The organism is Enterobacter sp. SECR19-1250, assembly GCF_013391025.1.
Lineage (GTDB): Bacteria > Pseudomonadota > Gammaproteobacteria > Enterobacterales > Enterobacteriaceae > Enterobacter > Enterobacter cloacae.
The window spans coordinates 26,385-46,569 of record NZ_JACASJ010000016.1 but is presented as its reverse complement, the minus strand read 5'-3'; the positions used below and the strand labels follow the sequence as shown (position 1 = coordinate 46,569).

The following is a 20,185-nucleotide window of genomic DNA, read 5'->3' as shown; positions in this document are numbered from 1 at the left end:
ACTGCCCAATCCGTCTGGATTGGGCATTTTTTTTAGGCGATGTCTGCCTGCACGGAGCTGACGCGAGCGCTCTCAATCAGGCGAATGACCAGCGCAATGACGCCGCATACCGTCGCAAGCGCGACCACTCCGGTCCATCCCGCCAGCGTATAGATATTACTGCCCAGCGCAGAGCCCAGTGCCATGCCGATAAAGATTACCGTAAAGAGCAGGGCGTTCAGGCGTCCACGGGCCTGCGGCTCAAGGCTATACACCAGATTCTGATGCGCCACCAGGCTTGACTGCAGACCCAGATCGAACCCGACGGCGGAGAGGGCAATCAGGATGAGCTGTCCATGAAGGCCCAGCGCGGGCATCAGGAACATCAGGGCAAATGAGACGGTCACGAGAAGCGCACCGAGCTGCGTGACTTTTCCGGCACCCAGCTTATCGGCCAGACCTCCCGCCAGCGGGGCGGCTAACGCACCTGCAGCACCTGCAATACCAAATCCCCCCGCGACCGCACTTCCTAAGTGATAACGTTCCAGCAGCATCACCGCCAGCGTGGACCAGAAGGCGCTAAAGGCAATCGACAGAAAACCCTGAGCCAGCGCCGCGCGGCGCAGAGCCGGATAACGATGCCACAGGTGTTCCATAGAACGCAGCAGCGCCGGATAGCTCAGGGTGGAGTGGATGGCAAACCGCGGGAGTACGGCCCACATCACAACGCCGATAAACGCAATGCTCGCGGCAGCCAGCTGGTACATGACGCGCCAGCCAAAAGTCTCACCTACCACGCCGCTGACGGTTCGGGAGAGCAGAATACCCAGCAACAGGCCGGTCATCACCGTACCGACGGTTTTCCCCTGTTTGCCTTCCGGTGCAAGGATTGCCGCGGCAGGGACGATATCCTGCGCCATGGTGGCGGCCATGCCGATAAGCAGACTTGCCAGCAGCAGGGAGTGGATCTGTCCGGTCAGGCTACAGCCAAGCAGAAATAGCGCCAGGGCTGCACTTTTTATCAGGATCAGTGTTCTGCGGTCGTGGCGGTCGCCGAGCGGCAGCAGGAACAGGATCCCCAGAGCATATCCTGCCTGGGTAAGCGTCGGGACCATGCCCATTCCTTCGATACTCAGGTGCAGGTCAGCGCCCATCAGTGGTAGCAGAGGCTGGGCATAATAGATGGATGCCACACTGAAGCCCGCACCGAGCGCCAGCATTAAGATGACCCAGCGGCTTACGGCATGGGCGGCGGATGTTGTGTTCATAAGATGTTCCTCATTCATCGTGTGTGGCTATTTTTTATCAGCACGCCTTGCAGCGGTAGCGGGCCTGGTGGTAAAACGCTTATACGTTTAGCGTATAGGCAAAAAGATGATGAAAAGAGTTGAACGTATAGACAGGGTGGAGTTAATGCGTACGTTTGTTCGTATTGTTGAGGCCGGGTCCCTCTCTGCGGCGGCACGGCAGCTGGCAACCACCCAGGCCACGGTGAGCCGACGGTTGCAGTCGCTTGAGACGATGCTCGGCGTGCGCCTGATATTGCGCACTACTCACACGACGCGTCTGACGGATGACGGCGAGCGCTGCTATCAGCACGCCCGTCGGGTGATTGACAGCTGGCTGGCACTGGAAGATGAGGTAGGGCAGACAGAAGACGAACCGGTAGGCGTCCTGCGGGTACGCGCCCCGCACGCGTTTGGTCAGGATCAGCTCCTGAAACCGTTAACCGAATTTCTGCAGCGTTATCCGCAGCTTTCTATTGAGTGGATGCTCAACGACCGGTCGGCTGACTTTCTCGGCGACAACCTTGACTGTGCGATTCGGGTGGGCATGGAGGTTGACCCGGCGACCGTGTCCGTGCTGCTGGCTGAGGTGCCGCGCTCAGTGGTGGCTTCTCCGGCATTGCTGGCCCGTTTTCCAGCGGTTAACACCCCGGAAGATTTGCAGCAGCTTCCCTGGATAGCCATCAGCTCTTTCTACCAGCGCCATGTGGAGCTTTTTCACGATGCCTCGCCAGCCACCGCGCGCGTGGCGATTACTCCCCGCCTCAGTACCGACAGTCTGTATGTCGCACGCAATACGGCTATCACCGGGCTTGGTGTGGCGGTGGTATCAAGCTGGACAGTGCAGGACGATATTCGGGAAGGGCGGCTGGTGCATTTACTGCCCGAGTGGCAGCCGGCGGCGTTACCGGTGCATCTGGTTTACCCCTGGTCCCGTTACTATCCGGCGCGCTTGCGGCGTTTTCTGGAGTTGATGCGGCAGATCATGCCGGAGGTCACAGGAATGAGAAAGCCGCTACAGCAGCCATAAAAAAGCCGACCCGAAGGTCGGCTTTCACACTTAGCGTGCGTTATTCAACTGACTGCGGACGGGTTGCTGGTGCAGTAGCCTTGTGCGTAGCATTGTGACCACCGGCAGCACCTTTACCTTCGAAGTTGAACTCCGGGCGAACCCAGTCGCTGTGACGCGGTGCTTCAGGCACATACTCAGGCGCAGGGGCGCGAGTCATCGGTGCTGTGGCAACGTGCGCAGGCGCGACGGCAACCTTCACCGGCTCGGGTTTAACTTCCGGCGCTTTCGCTTCTTCAACAACAGGTTCAACCTGAATCTCAACGTCCTGCACAACCTCTTCGGTCGTGGTTTCAACGATAGTTTCAGCGGTTTCTTCCACTGCGGCTACAGGTTCAGCCTCTTCAGCGACTTCTTCAGCCACCACGGCATCTTCTTCGGCAATAAGCTGCGGCGCGGCATCAACCGGGGCGGCAATCACTTCTGGATGGGTGGTTTCGACGTCCACAGCGTGAGGTGCTTCAGTTTCAACAACCTGTGGTTCAACCACGGTTGCCGCTGCCGTTACAACCTCTTCTGCCGCTGCCGCTGCTGCTGGTGCTGGTGCTGGTGCAATCACCTCTTCGGTCACTGCCTGTTCTTCAACAGCCTGTTCCGGGCGAGCAACAGGGTAGCGGATCCAGACTTTACCGGATGCCATTTCAGGTGACGCGCACGCCACGGTCATTGGCATTGGGGACTGCGTTGGGTAACGCTCGTCACGGTAGCGACGACGACGCTGACCGCTCACGCGCAGATGACGCGGAGAACGGCGCGAGCGACGCGGCATACCCGCGTTGTCACGGTTTTCACCGTTTTCATCCTGCTCTATCTGATTTTCCACGACGGCCGGGAGGTCAACTTTCGCAACCTGCGTGCCCGTTGTGGTTTCTGTCACTTCGGCTGCGACAGCTGCGGTTTCTTCTGCCTGAACAGCACCGACGCGCACTTTCTGAGTCAGCTGGCGCTGCTTACGACGTGGCATAACCTGAGTACGTTCTTCCTGCTCGGTCTCCTGCTGCTCAGCAGGCTCTTCGCGATTCAGGTTTTTAACGTCCTGCTGCGCCTGGCGTTTTTCGTCGTTACGGCGACGGTTACGCTCACGGCGAGGCTGCTGCTCGTCGCGCTGTTTGCTCTTCTCGGACTCATCGCCCGCCTGCTGGCGAATTTCACGATCTTCAACGTTCTGCTGTTGTTTCTCGCGACGGTTGCGACGGTTGTCTTCGCGTTGCTCACGGCCTTCATTGTTGTCCGAACGGTTGTCACGACGCTCGTTACGGTCGCTGCGGTCATTACGATCGCGGCGGTTGTTCTGACGCTTACGACGGTCCTGCTGACGCTCAGGTTTAGCCGCTTTAGGTTCTTCTTTCGGCTGCTCTGGCTGAACTTCTTCACCTGCGAACATTTTCTTCAGCGCGCCAAAGAAACGGCTCAGCAGACCCGGTTGTGCTGGCTCGGCTTTTGCCGCCACTGCCGGTTTTTGTGCCGCAGGTTTAGCCGCTGGTTTTTCCAGGGCACTTTCTGGCGGAGCTTCCGGCATGATGAAGGTCGCTAACGCAGGCTGCTCTGGCAGTTTACGCTCGGCTGGCTCTTCATCAGATGGCAGCGCCATCTCTTCTTCATGCAGCTTCGGCAGCAGGTAGCTGAGCGTGCTGGTCTCTTCGCCTTTACGGACACGCAGCACGTGATAGTGCGGCGTTTCCATCTGGTCGTTTGGCACGATGATGCAGCGAACGCCGCCCTGGCGCGCTTCAATGGCACTCACCGCGGCACGTTTTTCGTTCAGCAGGTAGGAGGCAATTGGCACCGGAACAATGGCGTGAACCTCTTTGGTGTTCTCTTTCAGCGCTTCTTCTTCAATCAGACGCAGAATAGAGAGAGACAGAGATTCGTTATCACGAACGGTCCCGGTACCGGAGCAGCGGGGGCAAACGTGATGGCTGGATTCGCCCAGAGACGGGCTCAGGCGCTGGCGGGACATCTCCAGCAGGCCGAAGCGTGAAATATGGCTAATCTGGATACGCGCACGATCCTGGCGCACCGCTTCGCGCAGACGGTTTTCAACTGCACGCTGGTGACGAACAGGGGTCATGTCGATAAAGTCGATAACAATCAGACCACCCAGGTCGCGCAGGCGGAGCTGGCGGGCGATTTCATCAGCGGCTTCAAGGTTGGTGTTGAAGGCGGTCTCTTCGATATCGCCGCCGCGCGTCGCACGTGCGGAGTTGATGTCGATAGCGGTCAGCGCTTCTGTGGTATCGATAACGATAGAACCGCCGGATGGCAGACGCACTTCACGCTGGAAGGCGGACTCAATCTGGGATTCAATCTGATAGTGGCTGAACAGCGGGATTTCACCGGTGTACAGTTTGATTTTGCTGGTGAAGTCCGGACGACCCAGTGCGGCGATGTGCTGGCGAGCCAGCTCAAGCACTTTCGGATTGTCGATGAGAATTTCACCGATATCCTGACGCAGATAATCGCGGAAGGCACGTACAATAACGTTACTTTCCTGGTGGATCAGGAACGGAGCAGGGCGGCTTTCTGCTGCTTTCTGGATAGCTTCCCAGTGCTTCAGACGGAAGCTTAAGTCCCACTGCAGCGCTTCGGCAGATTTGCCCACACCGGCGGTACGCACGATAAGACCCATGCCATCCGGCAGTTCAAGACTGGCCAGCGCTTCTTTCAGTTCGGTACGGTCATCGCCTTCGATACGTCGAGAGATACCACCCGCACGCGGGTTGTTTGGCATCAGCACCAGATAACTTCCTGCCAGGCTGATAAAGGTTGTCAGTGCGGCACCTTTGTTGCCGCGCTCTTCTTTATCAATCTGAACAATCACTTCCTGACCTTCATGCAGAACATCTTTGATATTCGGACGGCCATGAGCGTTGTAGTTAGCAGGGAAATATTCGCGGGCGATTTCTTTCAGAGGGAGGAAACCATGACGCTCAGCACCGTAATCGACAAATGCAGCCTCAAGGCTTGGTTCAATGCGGGTGATTTTACCTTTGTAAATGTTCGCTTTTTTCTGTTCGTGTCCAGGACTTTCGATATCCAGATCGTACAGGCGCTGCCCATCCACAAGGGCGACACGCAACTCTTCTTGCTGAGTTGCGTTGATTAACATTCTTTTCATCGTAACTTACTCGTTATTCTTACATTGACGACAAAGCTGCGGGCAAGGTGACGCTTTCCGGGGTATGAACCGATGGCCTCGTGTCTATTCACGTCGCCAACCTCACGGTTGTCGCTCGCTTAAGAGGCGCAGAGTGTCGGTTGCCTGTGTTTCATACGGAAACACAGCGCAATTATCAGGGGAATTGCCTGGGTAGAACTCTCCAGAGAACAATCCTTATACCGGGAAGTACTGCAACCCGCAGCCCGCTAACTGCCTGAAAGATCAATACGTCTTACGCCATTGCTGCGTGGATGATCGGTCAGACAAAATTGGTCATTCCGTCGACATCCTTACAAAACCCGGATTTAACGCGGAAAACGGCTTCATTATTCCACTGCTCGCCGGGTTATAGCAAGATGACTTTTACCAATTATCACCCGGTTACTCACAGTTTCTTCACTTCAGGATGGTGATTGGTTTAATAACCACCAAATCGATTGCGCGAAACCGGGGCAGGCCGGATAAAAGTAAATATAAGCATAGAAAAATGAGTGGCGCTAATGCCTGACGATATTTAGAATCGCCAACCATGAAAACAGAGACTCCAGCCGTAAAAATGGTTGCTATCGCCGATGATGAAGCGGGGCAACGTATCGATAACTTTTTGCGCACCCAGCTGAAAGGGGTACCAAAAAGCATGATTTACCGCATCCTGCGTAAGGGCGAGGTGCGGGTTAACAAAAAACGCGTGAAGCCTGAGTATAAGCTCGAAGCCGGTGACGAAGTGCGTATTCCGCCGGTGCGAGTTGCCGAACGTGAAGAAGAGGTCGTGTCGCCTAAGCTGCAGAAGGTGGCCGCCCTGAGTGATGTGATCCTGTATGAAGATGATCATATCCTGGTGCTGAATAAACCGTCGGGCACGGCGGTACACGGCGGCAGCGGTCTCAGCTTCGGCGTGATTGAAGGGCTGCGCGCGCTGCGCCCGGAAGCCCGTTTCCTCGAACTGGTTCACCGTCTCGATCGTGACACCTCTGGCGTGCTGCTGGTCGCCAAAAAACGTTCAGCCCTGCGCTCGTTGCACGAGCAGCTGCGCGAAAAAGGGATGCAGAAAGATTATCTGGCGCTGGTGCGCGGTCAGTGGCAGTCCCACGTGAAAGTGGTGCAGGCCCCACTGCTGAAAAATATTTTGCAAAGCGGTGAGCGAATCGTTCGTGTCAGCCAGGAAGGTAAACCGTCTGAGACGCGCTTCAAAGTAGAAGAGCGCTATGAGTTTGCCACCCTGGTGCGCTGTAGCCCGGTGACGGGCCGAACCCACCAGATTCGCGTGCATACCCAGTTTGCGGGCCATCCGATTGCGTTTGACGATCGCTATGGCGACAGGGAATTTGATAAGCAACTGGCGGGGACGGGGCTGTCGCGTCTGTTCCTGCATGCGGCAGCGCTGAAGTTTACCCATCCAAATACCGGCGAGACTATACGTATTGAAGCGCCGCTGGATGAGCAGTTGAAACGCTGCCTGAAAGTTCTGCGCGGCTAAGGTAAAAGTTAAACGGCAACGGAGTTGCCGTTTTTAATGTTTGCACCCTCTCCCTGTGGGTGAGGGCATCAGGCCGCAAAAAGTCACGCCGTCAGCGGATTACACGCTTCGCGTCTTAACATCTGGCACAGCGCAATCAGCGGTAAGCCCACCAGCGTGTTCGGATCACGCCCCTCCAGCTTTTCGAAGAGCGCAATCCCAAGACCTTCACTTTTAAAACTGCCGGCGCAGTTGAGAGGCCGTTCACGACGCACATAATCAGTGATTTCTTGCTCGCTCAGGTGTCGGAAGTGAACATCAAACGGTTCGCATTCGGTCTGCAGGTGGCCCACGGCGGAGTTGTAGAGCGCGAGGCCGGTATAAAAGGTAACAATATTGCCGCGCGCCTGCATAAGCTGTTTACAGGCATTCTCTTCGGTGTGTGGCTTACCGGTGATGACACCATCCAGCACGCAAACCTGATCGGAGCCTATAATCAAATGCGAAGGGTATTGTGCGGCAAGCGATTGTGCTTTCTCTTTCGCCAGACGCGTTACTAAATGACGCGGCGACTCGCCAGGTTGTGGCGTCTCGTCAACGTCCGGCGCGGCACACACAAACGGGATCCCGAGCTTTTCCAGCAACATTCGGCGGTAGGGAGAAGTGGAAGCGAGAACGAGATTTGGCATATTTTTATCACCAGATATAGCGTATCGATGCCAGCCATTTTAAACTACAGGCCGCAATGTGTGCGAATAATTGGCAAATGGCAGCCCTGGTTGCCTTTTTCTTTGACTATATGACGTTACAAAGTTAATATGCGCGCCCTATGCAAAAGGTAAAATTACCCCTGACTCTTGATCCGGTTCGTACGGCTCAAAAACGCCTCGATTACGAAGGTATCTATACTTCCGATCAGGCTGAGCGTATTGCCGAATCCGTAGTCAGTGTGGACAGTGATGTGGAATGCTCCATGTCGTTCGCTATCGATAACCAGCGCCTTGCCGTTTTAACCGGTGATGCAAAGGTGACGGTAACGCTCGAATGTCAGCGTTGCGGGAAACCGTTCACACAGCACGTTCACACAACGTATTGTTTCAGTCCGGTTCGTTCTGACGAACAGGCTGAGGCACTCCCGGAAGCGTATGAGCCGATTGAGGTTAACGAATTCGGTGAAATCGATCTTCTGGCTCTGGTTGAAGATGAAATCATCCTCACCTTGCCAGTGGTTCCGGTGCATGATTCTGAACACTGTGAAGTGTCCGAGGCGGACATGGTCTTTGGGGAACTGCCTGATGAAGCGCAAAAACCAAACCCATTTGCCGTATTAGCCAGCTTAAAGCGTAAGTAATTGAGGAGTAAGGTCCATGGCCGTACAACAGAATAAACCAACCCGTTCCAAACGTGGCATGCGTCGTTCCCATGACGCGCTGACTGCAGTTACCAGCCTGTCTGTAGACAAGACTTCTGGTGAGAAACACCTGCGTCACCACATCACTGCTGACGGTTTCTACCGCGGCCGCAAGGTTATCACTAAGTAATCACGCGTTTGCGTGATTAGGCTTAGTGAGGAACTCCCCGTGCAAACGGGGAATTTACCGAACCAGGCTGCGACGATACCTTGACACGTCTAACCCTGGCGTTAGATGTCATGGGAGGAGATTTTGGGCCTTCCGTGACAGTGCCTGCAGCATTGCAGGCACTGAATTCTAATTCGCAACTCACACTTCTTTTAGTCGGCAATCCCGACACAATCACGCCATTACTTGCAAAAGCTGACTTCGAACAACGTTCACGTCTGCAGATTATTCCTGCGCAGTCAGTTATTGCCAGTGATGCCCGGCCATCGCAGGCGATTCGCAATAGCCGTGGCAGCTCTATGCGAATGGCGCTGGAGCTGGTAAAAGAAGGACGTGCGCAGGCCTGCGTCAGCGCGGGGAATACCGGCGCGCTGATGGGGCTGTCGAAATTACTGCTCAAGCCTATTGAGGGCATTGAGCGTCCGGCGCTGGTGACGGTACTCCCGCATCAGCAAAAGGGCAAAACGGTGGTGCTCGATCTGGGCGCTAACGTCGATTGTGATAGTACAATGCTGGCTCAGTTTGCCGTGATGGGGTCGGTGCTGGCAGAAGAAGTGGTCGGGATCAACACTCCCCGTGTTGCGTTACTGAACATAGGTGAAGAAGAGACCAAAGGCCTGGACAGCATTCGTGAGGCTGCCGAATTGCTTAAACAGGTTCCCTCCATCAACTATATTGGTTATCTCGAAGCCAATGAGTTGCTGACGGGGAAAACGGATGTTCTGGTGTGTGATGGCTTCACTGGAAACGTGACGTTGAAGACCATGGAAGGGGTTGTGCGAATGTTCCTTTCTCTCCTCAAATCGCAGGGAGAAGGTAAAAAAAGCGCCTGGTGGCTGATTTTATTAAAGCGTTGGTTACAAAAAAGCCTGACGCGGCGATTCAGTCACCTCAACCCCGACCAGTATAATGGCGCCTGTCTGTTAGGATTGCGCGGCATTGTGATCAAGAGTCACGGTGCCGCCAATCAGCGAGCATTTACTGTCGCCATTGAACAGGCAGTGCAGGCGGTGCAGCGACAAGTCCCTCAGCGGATTGCCGCTCGCCTGGAATCTGTATTAGCTAAAAGTGACTGAGCGTACATGTATACGAAGATTATTGGTACCGGCAGCTATCTGCCAACACAAGTGCGAACCAACGCCGATCTGGAAAAAATGGTAGATACGTCTGACGAGTGGATTGTCACGCGCACAGGTATCCGTGAACGTCGTATCGCCGCGCCAGACGAAACCGTGTCCACCATGGGTTATGAAGCCGCACAGCGTGCTATCGAGATGGCGGGCATCGATAAAGATCAGATTGGTTTGATCGTGGTTGCCACAACATCGGCCACGCATGCTTTCCCAAGCGCAGCGTGCCAGGTGCAGAATATGCTCGGTATTAAAGGCTGCCCGGCGTTTGACGTTGCCGCAGCCTGCGCAGGTTTCACCTATGCATTGAGCGTTGCCGATCAGTATGTAAAATCCGGCGCGGTGAAGTATGCGCTGGTGATCGGTGCTGACGTGCTGGCGCGTACCTGCGATCCAACCGATCGCGGAACGATCATTATTTTTGGCGATGGTGCGGGTGCCGTACTGCTGGGTCAGTCTGAAGAGCCGGGCATCATCTCCACGCATCTGCATGCTGACGGTAGCTATGGCGAACTGTTAACGCTGCCTAATGCCGACCGTGTGAATCCGGACAGCTCTATCTACCTGACCATGGCAGGTAACGAAGTGTTTAAGGTCGCGGTGACGGAACTGGCCCACATTGTTGATGAAACGCTGGAGGCGAATGGCCTTGAGCGCACCGCACTCGACTGGCTGGTGCCGCATCAGGCGAACCTGCGTATTATCAGTGCAACCGCGAAAAAGCTGGGCATGTCGATGGATAACGTTGTGGTGACGCTCGATCGCCACGGCAATACCTCTGCGGCGTCAGTACCGTGCGCCTTTGATGAAGCGGTACGTGACGGACGAATCAAACGGGGCCAGTTGGTCTTGCTTGAAGCCTTCGGTGGCGGGTTCACCTGGGGTTCCGCGCTGGTTCGTTTCTAGGATAAGGATTAAAAGATGACGCAATTTGCTTTTGTGTTTCCGGGGCAGGGCTCTCAAACCGTTGGGATGTTGTCTGAAATGGCAGCAAACTATCCGGTAATCGAAGAGACTTTCCGTGAAGCTTCCGATGCGCTGGGTTATGATTTATGGGCGCTGACCCAACAAGGTCCGGCCGAAGAGCTGAACAAAACTTGGCAGACTCAGCCAGCACTGCTGACCGCATCCGTTGCGCTGTGGCGCGTCTGGCAGCAGAAGGGCGGTAAAGCGCCAGCCCTGCTCGCGGGCCATAGCCTGGGTGAATACTCTGCACTGGTCTGTGCCGGTGTGATCGCCTTTGCTGACGCGGTACGCCTGGTAGAACTGCGTGGTAAATTCATGCAGGAAGCGGTGCCAGAAGGCACGGGCGGCATGTCTGCTATTATCGGTCTCGACGATGCTTCCATCGCAAAAGCGTGTGAAGAATCAGCAGAAGGTCAGGTGGTTTCACCGGTTAACTTCAACTCGCCAGGCCAGGTGGTTATCGCGGGTCATAAAGAAGCGGTTGAACGTGCAGGTGCAGCCTGTAAAGCCGCGGGCGCGAAACGTGCGCTGCCGCTGCCAGTGAGTGTTCCGTCCCACTGTGCGCTGATGAAACCTGCTGCTGACAAGCTGGCGGTTGAACTGGAAAAAATTACCTTTAACGCACCGACGATTTCCGTTGTGAACAACGTCGATGTGAAATGTGAAACCACGCCGGAGGCTATCCGTGACGCGCTGGTTCGCCAGCTTTATAGCCCGGTACAGTGGACCAAAACCGTTGAGTTTATGGCCTCTCAGGGCGTTGAGCACCTGTACGAAGTCGGCCCAGGGAAAGTCCTGACTGGTTTGACAAAACGTATTGTTGACACCCTGACTGCCTCGGCGATTAACGAGCCGGAAGCCATTGAAGCGGCACTCTCGCAATAAAAGAGGAATACCATGAGTTTTGAAGGAAAAATTGCCCTGGTCACTGGCGCAAGCCGCGGTATCGGGCGTGCAATTGCTGAAACACTGGCCGCGCGCGGCGCGAAAGTGATTGGTACAGCAACCAGCGAGAATGGCGCGAAGGCCATCAGCGACTATCTGGGTGCGAACGGTAAAGGTCTGGTACTGAATGTGACCGAACCTGCATCTATCGAATCTGTTCTGGAAAATATTCGCGCAGAGTTTGGCGAAGTGGATATTCTGGTCAATAATGCCGGGATCACTCGCGATAACCTGTTGATGCGAATGAAAGACGACGAGTGGAACGATATTATCGAAACCAACCTGTCATCTGTATTCCGTCTGTCAAAAGCGGTAATGCGCGCTATGATGAAAAAGCGTCATGGTCGTATTATCACTGTCGGTTCTGTGGTTGGTACCATGGGAAATGCTGGTCAGGCTAACTACGCTGCGGCGAAAGCAGGTCTGATTGGTTTCAGTAAGTCGCTGGCGCGTGAAGTCGCGTCCCGCGGGATTACTGTAAACGTTGTTGCTCCGGGCTTTATTGAAACGGACATGACGCGTGCGCTGACTGATGAGCAGCGTGCGGGTACGCTGGCAGCTGTTCCTGCGGGCCGCTTAGGCGACCCTAAAGAAATTGCCAGCGCGGTTGCATTTTTAGCCTCTGACGAAGCGGGTTACATCACTGGTGAAACCCTCCACGTCAACGGCGGGATGTATATGGTTTAATCACGATCGAAAATATTTGCGTTATTGGGGGGATTGGCCTCAAAATAACGTAAAATCGTGGTAAGACCTGCCGGGATTTAGTTGCAAATTTTTCAACATTTTATACACTACGAAAACCATCGCGAAAGCGAGTTTTGATAGGAAATTTAAGAGTATGAGCACTATCGAAGAACGCGTTAAGAAAATTATCGGCGAACAGCTGGGCGTTAAGCAGGAAGAAGTTGTGAACTCCGCTTCCTTCGTTGAAGACCTGGGCGCAGATTCTCTTGACACCGTTGAGCTGGTAATGGCTCTGGAAGAAGAGTTTGATACTGAGATTCCGGACGAAGAAGCTGAGAAGATCACCACCGTTCAGGCTGCCATTGATTACATCAACGGCCACCAGGCGTAAGTGAACATCTCCAGGCGGTCATTCGACCGCCTGAGTTTTATCTTTTTTAGTCCCACGAATCTCTTTTTTTATCCCTCCCTGGAGGACAAACGTGTCTAAGCGTCGTGTAGTTGTGACCGGACTTGGCATGTTGTCTCCTGTCGGCAATACCGTAGAGTCCACCTGGAAAGCTCTCCTTGCCGGTCAGAGCGGCATCAGCCTAATCGACCATTTCGATACTAGCGCCTATGCAACGAAATTTGCTGGCTTAGTAAAGGATTTTAACTGTGAAGAGATCATCTCGCGCAAAGAACAGCGCAAGATGGATGCCTTCATTCAATATGGAATTGTCGCTGGCGTTCAGGCCATGCAGGATTCTGGCCTTGAAATTACGGAAGAGAACGCAACCCGTATCGGTGCCGCTATTGGCTCCGGGATTGGCGGTCTTGGTCTGATCGAGGAAAACCATTCATCTCTCATGAATGGCGGACCGCGTAAAATCAGCCCGTTCTTCGTTCCGTCTACGATTGTTAATATGGTGGCGGGTCACCTGACCATCATGTTCGGTCTGCGTGGGCCAAGCATTTCTATCGCGACCGCATGTACCTCTGGCGTGCATAACATCGGCCAGGCCGCGCGTATGATTGCGTACGGCGATGCAGATGCTATGGTGGCGGGCGGTGCTGAAAAAGCCAGTACCCCGCTTGGCGTGGGTGGCTTTGGTGCTGCGCGCGCGCTGTCTACCCGCAACGATAATCCTCAGGCGGCAAGCCGTCCTTGGGACAAAGACCGTGACGGTTTCGTGCTGGGCGATGGTGCAGGTATGCTCGTTCTGGAAGAGTACGAACATGCGAAAAAACGTGGCGCGAAAATTTATGCTGAAGTCGTTGGCTTTGGTATGAGCAGCGATGCCTATCACATGACGTCACCGCCAGAAAATGGTGCGGGCGCCGCGCTGGCCATGGAAAACGCGATTCGCGATGCGGGTATTACCCCAGCGCAAATCGGCTACGTTAACGCACACGGTACCTCTACCCCTGCGGGCGATAAAGCAGAAGCTCAGGCTGTTAAGTCTATCTTCGGTGAATCTGCCAGCCGCGTACTGGTCAGTTCCACAAAATCCATGACCGGTCACCTGTTGGGTGCGGCGGGGGCTGTAGAGTCTATTTACTCTATTCTTGCGCTGCGCGACCAGGCTGTTCCGCCAACCATCAACCTGGATAACCCGGATGAAGGTTGCGATCTGGACTTCGTTCCTCACGAAGCGCGCCAGGTGAGTGGAATGGAGTACACCCTGTGTAACTCCTTCGGCTTTGGCGGTACTAACGGTTCTCTGATCTTCAAAAAGATCTGAGTCTGCGTACCCTATGGCTGTGAAAAAAGGTCCGCTTGTCGGGCCTTTTTTATTCAGGCTAATCTTCTTGTCGGCTGCACGACATCCTGCCAGACTAAACGCCCACGCATAAGGAGCCACCATGTTTTTAATCAATGGCCTTGAGCAAGAATCTCTGCCTGCAAGCGACAGGGCGACTCAGTTTGGTGATGGCTGCTTTACCACGGCGCGCATTGCGGATGGCGACGTGTGTCTGCTGGATGCGCATATACGTCGTCTGCAAACGGCCTGCAAAACGTTACTGATCCCCTTTACGCAATGGGACACGTTGCGCCAGGAAATGCGCCAGCTTGCGTCCGGAAAGCCCAGTGGGGTACTCAAGGTCATTATCAGCCGCGGCAGCGGTGGACGGGGTTATAGCGGTGCCAGTTGCCAACATCCCACCCGGATCCTGTCGGCTTCTGCGTATCCTGCCCAGTATCCGCGCTGGCGTGAAGAGGGCGTTACCCTGACGCTCAGCCCGGTACGTCTGGGAAGAAACCCCATGCTTGCCGGGATAAAACATCTCAATCGTCTTGAGCAGGTGCTAATCCGTACTCATCTTGAGCAGACGACAGCCGATGAAGCGCTGGTTCTTGACAGCGAAGGGTTCATTACGGAATGCTGTGCGGCTAATTTATTCTGGCGGCAGGGCAAGACTGTTTTCACGCCTTCGCTGGAACAGGCGGGAGTCAACGGTATTATGCGTCAGTTTTGTTTGCAGCAGCTGGCACGCTCTGACTTTCACGTTGTCGAAGTTAACGCACGCGAAGAGGCGTTGCAGGCAGCAGATGAAATCGTTATTTGCAACGCGCTGATGCCGGTCATACCTGTCCGCGCTTATGGTCAAATTTGCTTGCCATCGCGCGAGCTGTTCTCTTTTTTAGCCCCGATATGTGAGCAAACCAGATAGTCATGAAGAAAATGTTGCGCTTTGTCCTCCTTCTAATCGTTGCGCTGGGTATCGCTGGCGGCGCGGGAATGTGGAAAGTTCGCCAGTTGGCGGACAGTAAGATCCTGATTAAGGACGAAACGATCTTTACCCTGAAAGCGGGAACCGGGCGACTGGCGCTCGGTGAACAGCTTTATGGCGATAAAATCATTAATCGTCCACGCGTGTTCCAGTGGTTATTGCGTGTGGAACCTGAGCTGTCTCATTTTAAAGCTGGCACCTATCGTTTCACGCCCGGGATGACCGTCAGAGAGATGCTGCAGTTGCTGGAAAGCGGCAAAGAAGCACAGTTCCCGCTGCGGTTTGTTGAAGGGATGCGCCTTAGCGATTACCTCAAACAGCTGCGTGATGCGCCGTATATTAAACACACGCTAAAAGATGACAGTTACCAGACGGTTGCCGCGGTACTTGAATTTGAACATCCCGAGTGGGTTGAAGGCTGGTTCTGGCCGGACACCTGGATGTATACAGCCGGAACAACCGATGTGGCGATCCTGAAGCGTGCGCACAAAAAAATGGTCGCGGCGGTGGAATCTGCGTGGGAAGGGCGCGCCGATGGCCTGCCGTATAAAGATCAAAACCAGTTTGTCACCATGGCCTCAATTATTGAGAAAGAGACCGCGGTGGCTTCAGAGCGCGACCAGGTGGCGTCGGTCTTTATCAACCGACTGCGCATTGGCATGCGCCTGCAAACTGACCCTACCGTGATCTACGGAATGGGTGAGAGCTACAGCGGCAAGATTTCACGAAAAGATCTGGAGACGCCGACGGCGTATAATACCTACGTTATTAGCGGCCTGCCGCCAGGCCCGATTGCCACGCCGAGCGAAGCCTCGCTTAAGGCGGCCGCGCATCCGGCAAAAACACCGTATCTCTACTTTGTGGCTGATGGAAAAGGGGGGCATACCTTTAACACCAACCTTGCCAGCCATAATCGCTCCGTTCAGGATTATCTGAAGGCACTTAAGGAAAAAAATGCGCAGTAAATACATTGTCATTGAGGGACTCGAAGGAGCCGGTAAAACCACAGCCCGCAACGTGGTAATCGAAACGCTGAAAACGCTCGGCGTTGCGGACATGGTGTTTACCCGTGAACCCGGCGGTACGCAGCTGGCTGAAAAGCTGCGCAGCCTGGTGCTGGATATCAAATCCGTGGGCGATGAAGTTATCACTGACAAAGCCGAAGTGCTGATGTTCTATGCCGCTCGCGTGCAGTTGGTAGAGACGGTCATCAAACCGGCTCTGGCCGCTAGCAAGTGGGTCATTGGCGACCGTCACGATCTGTCGACTCAGGCTTATCAGGGTGGGGGACGCGGAATTGACCAGACAATGCTGGCAACGTTGCGTGATGCAGTATTAGGGGATTTCCGCCCCGATCTGACGCTGTATCTGGATGTAACGCCGGAAGTGGGCCTGAAGCGCGCGCGCGCGCGCGGCGAGCTGGATCGCATTGAGCAAGAGTCGCTCGACTTCTTTAATCGCACCCGCGCGCGTTATCTTGAACTCGCCAGTCAGGACAGTTCCATTCGCACCATTGATGCGACGCAGTCCCTGGAAGAGGTGACCCGTTCCATTGAGGAAACTGTCAAACACTGGCTACAGGAGCAACAGGCATGAAATGGTACCCATGGTTGCGCCCGCACTTTGAACAGCTGATCGCCAGCTATCAGGCCGGACGGGGGCATCATGCGTTACTGATTCAGGCATTGCCGGGCATGGGTGAAGATGCGTTGATCTACGCCATCACCCGTTTTCTGATGTGCCAGCAGCCAGAAGGTCACAAAAGCTGCGGTAAATGCCGCGGCTGCCAGCTGATGCAGGCGGGCACACATCCTGACTATTACACGCTGGAGCCTGAGAAGGGCAAAAGTGCGCTCGGTATCGATGCCGTGCGTGAAGTCAGTGAAAAATTATACGAGCACGCACGACTGGGTGGCGCAAAAGTCGTCTGGCTGAAAGACGCGGCGTTGCTTACCGAGGCGGCGGCAAATGCGCTGCTTAAAACGCTGGAGGAGCCACCGGAAAAAACGTGGTTCTTCCTGTCATGCCGCGATCCGGGTCGATTACTGGCGACGTTACGCAGTCGGTGTCGGCTTCATCACCTTGCGACTCCCCAGGAATCGTGGGCGCTGAGCTGGCTGGAGCGTGAGGTGACAACGTCACAGGATAGCGCGTTGTCCGCATTGCGCCTCAGCAGCGGCGCACCTGCCGCGGCGCTGGCTCTGCTGCAGGCGGACGTCTGGTCGCAACGAGAAGCGCTTTGCCGCGCCGTTGCCTCTGCGCTGGAGAGCGGTGACTGGTTGAGCGTACTGCCTGCACTTAACAGCGATCAGGCTGCCGAGCGTCTGCACTGGCTGGCTGCCTTGCTTCTGGATGCCCTCAAGATCCAGCAGGGGGCCACGCTGCTGACCAATCCCGATGTCTGGCTACTGGTAAACACGCTGGCGAATCGTCTGCCAGGCGCCACGTTGCGTGCGATCCTGCACGACACTTGCCAGAGCCGCGAACAACTTTTAACGGTAACCGGTCTTAATCGCGAGCTTGTACTGACCGACCAGTTACTGCGTATCGAACATTACCTGCAACCAGGCGTTACTCCGCCTGTTTCCCATCTCTGAGAGAGACATTATGTTTTTAGTCGACTCACACTGCCATCTCGATGGCCTGGATTATCAATCCCTGCATAAAGACGTGGACGACGTGCTGGCTAAAGCCGCCGCCCGCGATGTGAAATTTTGCCTTGCGGTGGCTACCACGCTGCCGGGCTATCGCACCATGCGTGAGCTGGTGGGCGTTCGCCCTAATGTTGTCTTTTCCTGTGGCGTGCATCCGCTCAATCAGGATGAAGCATACGACGTCGAGGAGTTACGTCGTCTGGCGGCCGAAGAGGGCGTGGTAGCGATGGGGGAAACCGGGCTGGACTATTACTACACGCCGGAGACCATGGCGCGTCAGCAGGAGTCCTTCCGCCATCACATTCGCATTGGCCGTGAGCTTAACAAACCGGTTATCGTTCATACCCGCGATGCCCGCGCCGATACCCTGGCGATCCTCAGGGAAGAAAACGTGACGGATTGCGGTGGCGTACTACACTGTTTCACAGAAGACAGAGAAACGGCGGGAAAACTGCTTGATTTAGGGTTTTATATCTCGTTTTCCGGGATCGTGACGTTCCGTAACGCTGAGCAGCTTCGCGATGCTGCGCGTTATGTTCCGCTCGATCGTATTCTGGTGGAAACAGACTCTCCTTATCTGGCTCCGGTACCGCATCGCGGTAAAGAAAACCAGCCAGCAATGACGAGAGACGTGGCTGAATACATGGCCGTTCTGAAGGGCGTCAGTATCGAAGAGCTGGCCCGCGTCACGACGGAAAACTTCTCTACACTGTTCCATATTGACCCCGCCCGCCTGCAATCTGTTTGATACACCTGTTTTTTTTAGGCTCGTAATTAATAGTTAAAACGAGTAAAGTTCACCGCCTCATTTGGGGCGGTGATGGTGTTTTTAGACACATCCAAAAATGCTTTTTGTAAATAACTGAAAGTTTTTCGACCGTCTTAAGCTGAAACGTGATAGCCGTCAAACAAACTCAGAGGGAATTATTTTACTCTGTGTAATAAATAAAGGGCGCTTAGATGTCCTGTCCACGGCACGGTACTCCCCCCGGGCCAATGCGTGAAAGCGTAAAAAAAGCACAAATACTCAGGAGCACTCTCAATTATGTTTAAGAATGCATTTGCTAACCTGCAAAAGGTCGGTAAATCGCTGATGCTGCCAGTATCCGTACTGCCTATCGCAGGTATCCTGCTGGGTGTCGGTTCTGCAAACTTCAGCTGGCTGCCAGCCGTAGTGTCCCACGTAATGGCCGAAGCAGGCGGTTCTGTCTTTGCTAACATGCCGCTGATCTTCGCTATCGGTGTTGCTCTGGGCTTCACCAATAACGACGGCGTTTCTGCGCTGGCTTCTGTGGTTGCCTACGGCATCATGGTGAAAACCATGGCTGTGGTTGCACCGCTGGTTCTGCATTTACCTGCTGAAGAGATCGCAGCGAAACACCTGGCGGATACCGGTGTTCTGGGCGGTATCATCTCCGGTGCGATTGCAGCGTACATGTTTAACCGCTTCTATCGCATCAAGCTGCCTGAGTATCTGGGCTTCTTCGCGGGTAAGCGTTTCGTTCCGATCATCTCTGGTCTGGCAGCGATTTTCACGGGTGTGATCCTGTCCTTCATCTGGCCACCAATCGGTACAGCAATCCAGACCTTCTCTCAGTGGGCTGCTTATCAGAACCCGGTTGTGGCGTTTGGTATCTACGGCTTCATCGAGCGTTGCCTGGTGCCATTTGGTCTGCACCACATCTGGAACGTTCCATTCCAGATGCAGATTGGTGAATTCACCAACGCAGCAGGTCAGGTGTTCCACGGTGATATCCCACGTTACATGGCGGGTGACCCAACTGCAGGTAAACTGTCTGGTGGCTTCCTGTTCAAAATGTATGGTCTGCCAGCCGCGGCAATTGCAATCTGGCACTCTGCTAAACCAGAGAACCGTGCAAAAGTGGGCGGTATCATGATCTCCGCAGCGCTGACCTCGTTCCTGACCGGTATCACCGAGCCGATCGAGTTCTCCTTCATGTTCGTTGCGCCGATCCTGTACGTTATCCACGCGATTCTGGCGGGTCTGGCGTTCCCAATCTGTATCCTGCTGGGTATGCGTGACGGTACGTCCTTCTCACACGGCCTGATCGACTTCATCGTTCTGTCCGGTAACAGCAGCAAACTGTGGCTGTTCCCAATCGTGGGTGCGTGCTACGCCGTTGTTTACTACACCATCTTCCGCGTGCTGATCAAAGCACTGGACCTGAAAACGCCAGGTCGTGAAGATGCAACAGAAGACAGCAAAGCAGGCGCGACCAGCGAAATGGCTCCGGCACTGGTTGCAGCATTCGGCGGTAAAGAGAACATCACTAACCTGGACGCGTGTATCACTCGTCTGCGTGTGAGCGTTGCCGATGTTGCGAAAGTAGACCAGCCGGGTCTGAAAAAACTGGGCGCAGCGGGTGTGGTTGTTGCAGGTTCTGGTGTTCAGGCAATCTTCGGTACCAAATCCGATAACCTGAAAACCGAAATGGATGAATACATCCGCAACAGCTAAGCTGTGACCTGGGGAGACTAAGGCAGCCGAATGGCTGCCTTTTTTATGCCTGCAGTTTTGTTATGCCGGGTAGCGGCTG

At 54.7% G+C, this 20,185-nt stretch carries 19 protein-coding genes; 16 read left to right on the top strand and 3 right to left on the bottom strand.

What is annotated here, in order from left to right; genetic code table 11:
* Positions 1–32: 32 nt before the first annotated feature.
* Positions 33–1,247, bottom strand: a complete 1,215-nt coding sequence (locus tag HX884_RS06620; RefSeq protein ID WP_178327878.1) for an MFS transporter — start codon at positions 1,245–1,247, stop codon at positions 33–35.
* A gap of 145 nt (positions 1,248–1,392) precedes the next feature.
* On the opposite strand from HX884_RS06620, the gene HX884_RS06615 reads away from it, so the two are divergent.
* Positions 1,393–2,295 carry a LysR family transcriptional regulator gene (locus HX884_RS06615; RefSeq protein ID WP_248031418.1) on the top strand — a complete coding sequence of 301 codons (903 nt, stop codon included), beginning with the start codon at positions 1,393–1,395 and terminating at the stop codon, positions 2,293–2,295.
* Positions 2,296–2,335: 40 nt separating this feature from the next.
* Here HX884_RS06615 and rne read toward each other — a convergent pair whose 3' ends face one another.
* Positions 2,336–5,452, bottom strand: coding sequence for a ribonuclease E (gene rne / locus HX884_RS06610; protein ID WP_178327877.1), 3,117 nt, complete (start codon positions 5,450–5,452; stop codon positions 2,336–2,338).
* A 571-nt stretch (positions 5,453–6,023) separates the two neighbouring features.
* Between rne and rluC the strand changes: the two genes are divergently transcribed.
* Positions 6,024–6,971, top strand: coding sequence for a 23S rRNA pseudouridine(955/2504/2580) synthase RluC (gene rluC, locus HX884_RS06605; protein ID WP_028028073.1), 948 nt, complete (start codon positions 6,024–6,026; stop codon positions 6,969–6,971).
* An 83-nt stretch (positions 6,972–7,054) separates the two neighbouring features.
* On the opposite strand, the gene HX884_RS06600 is transcribed toward rluC, so the two are convergent.
* A complete protein-coding gene (locus tag HX884_RS06600; protein ID WP_028028074.1) occupies positions 7,055–7,639 on the bottom strand; it encodes a nucleoside triphosphate pyrophosphatase in 585 nt (194 codons plus the stop codon).
* 140 nt (positions 7,640–7,779) lie between these two features.
* On the opposite strand from HX884_RS06600, the gene yceD reads away from it, so the two are divergent.
* The 14 genes from yceD to ptsG all read left to right on the top strand — a co-directional run bounded on the left by yceD (position 7,780) and on the right by ptsG (position 20,106).
* Complete coding sequence (yceD, locus tag HX884_RS06595) at positions 7,780–8,301, top strand: 23S rRNA accumulation protein YceD (protein WP_013097124.1); 522 nt, start codon at positions 7,780–7,782, stop codon at positions 8,299–8,301.
* A 16-nt stretch (positions 8,302–8,317) separates the two neighbouring features.
* Positions 8,318–8,491, top strand: a complete 174-nt coding sequence (gene rpmF, locus HX884_RS06590; RefSeq protein WP_003857964.1) for a 50S ribosomal protein L32 — start codon at positions 8,318–8,320, stop codon at positions 8,489–8,491.
* Between the two features lie 80 nt (positions 8,492–8,571).
* A complete protein-coding gene (plsX, locus tag HX884_RS06585) occupies positions 8,572–9,606 on the top strand; it encodes a phosphate acyltransferase PlsX (RefSeq protein ID WP_063411321.1) in 1,035 nt (344 codons plus the stop codon).
* Between the two features lie 6 nt (positions 9,607–9,612).
* Positions 9,613–10,566 carry a beta-ketoacyl-ACP synthase III gene (locus HX884_RS06580; protein WP_013097122.1) on the top strand — a complete coding sequence of 318 codons (954 nt, stop codon included), beginning with the start codon at positions 9,613–9,615 and terminating at the stop codon, positions 10,564–10,566.
* Positions 10,567–10,581: 15 nt separating this feature from the next.
* A complete protein-coding gene (gene fabD, locus HX884_RS06575; protein ID WP_014831447.1) occupies positions 10,582–11,511 on the top strand; it encodes an ACP S-malonyltransferase in 930 nt (309 codons plus the stop codon).
* Between the two features lie 12 nt (positions 11,512–11,523).
* Positions 11,524–12,258 (top strand): 3-oxoacyl-ACP reductase FabG, encoded by a 735-nt coding sequence (gene fabG, locus HX884_RS06570; RefSeq protein ID WP_013097120.1) that lies wholly within the window; start codon positions 11,524–11,526, stop codon positions 12,256–12,258.
* A 154-nt stretch (positions 12,259–12,412) separates the two neighbouring features.
* The gene (gene acpP / locus HX884_RS06565) at positions 12,413–12,649 is read left to right on the top strand and encodes an acyl carrier protein (RefSeq protein WP_003857954.1); all 237 of its coding nucleotides are present in this window, start codon (positions 12,413–12,415) and stop codon (positions 12,647–12,649) included.
* A gap of 91 nt (positions 12,650–12,740) precedes the next feature.
* Positions 12,741–13,982, top strand: a complete 1,242-nt coding sequence (fabF, locus tag HX884_RS06560; RefSeq protein ID WP_028028098.1) for a beta-ketoacyl-ACP synthase II — start codon at positions 12,741–12,743, stop codon at positions 13,980–13,982.
* 121 nt (positions 13,983–14,103) lie between these two features.
* Positions 14,104–14,913: an aminodeoxychorismate lyase gene (pabC, locus tag HX884_RS06555; protein ID WP_178327876.1), complete on the top strand. Its 810-nt coding sequence runs from the start codon at positions 14,104–14,106 to the stop codon at positions 14,911–14,913.
* Positions 14,914–14,915: 2 nt separating this feature from the next.
* The gene (gene yceG / locus HX884_RS06550) at positions 14,916–15,938 is read left to right on the top strand and encodes a cell division protein YceG (protein ID WP_023621898.1); all 1,023 of its coding nucleotides are present in this window, start codon (positions 14,916–14,918) and stop codon (positions 15,936–15,938) included.
* On the top strand, positions 15,928–16,569 hold the full coding sequence (gene tmk / locus HX884_RS06545; protein ID WP_178327875.1) for a dTMP kinase: 642 nt from the start codon (positions 15,928–15,930) through the stop codon (positions 16,567–16,569). Before yceG ends, tmk begins: the two co-directional genes overlap by 11 nt.
* Positions 16,566–17,570, top strand: a complete 1,005-nt coding sequence (gene holB / locus HX884_RS06540) for a DNA polymerase III subunit delta' (protein ID WP_178327874.1) — start codon at positions 16,566–16,568, stop codon at positions 17,568–17,570. The genes tmk and holB overlap by 4 nt, the downstream gene beginning before the upstream one ends.
* A 10-nt stretch (positions 17,571–17,580) precedes the next feature.
* The gene (locus HX884_RS06535; RefSeq protein ID WP_020689599.1) at positions 17,581–18,375 is read left to right on the top strand and encodes a metal-dependent hydrolase; all 795 of its coding nucleotides are present in this window, start codon (positions 17,581–17,583) and stop codon (positions 18,373–18,375) included.
* A 297-nt stretch (positions 18,376–18,672) separates the two neighbouring features.
* Positions 18,673–20,106: a PTS glucose transporter subunit IIBC gene (ptsG, locus tag HX884_RS06530; protein WP_013097113.1), complete on the top strand. Its 1,434-nt coding sequence runs from the start codon at positions 18,673–18,675 to the stop codon at positions 20,104–20,106.
* Positions 20,107–20,185 lie beyond the last annotated feature (79 nt).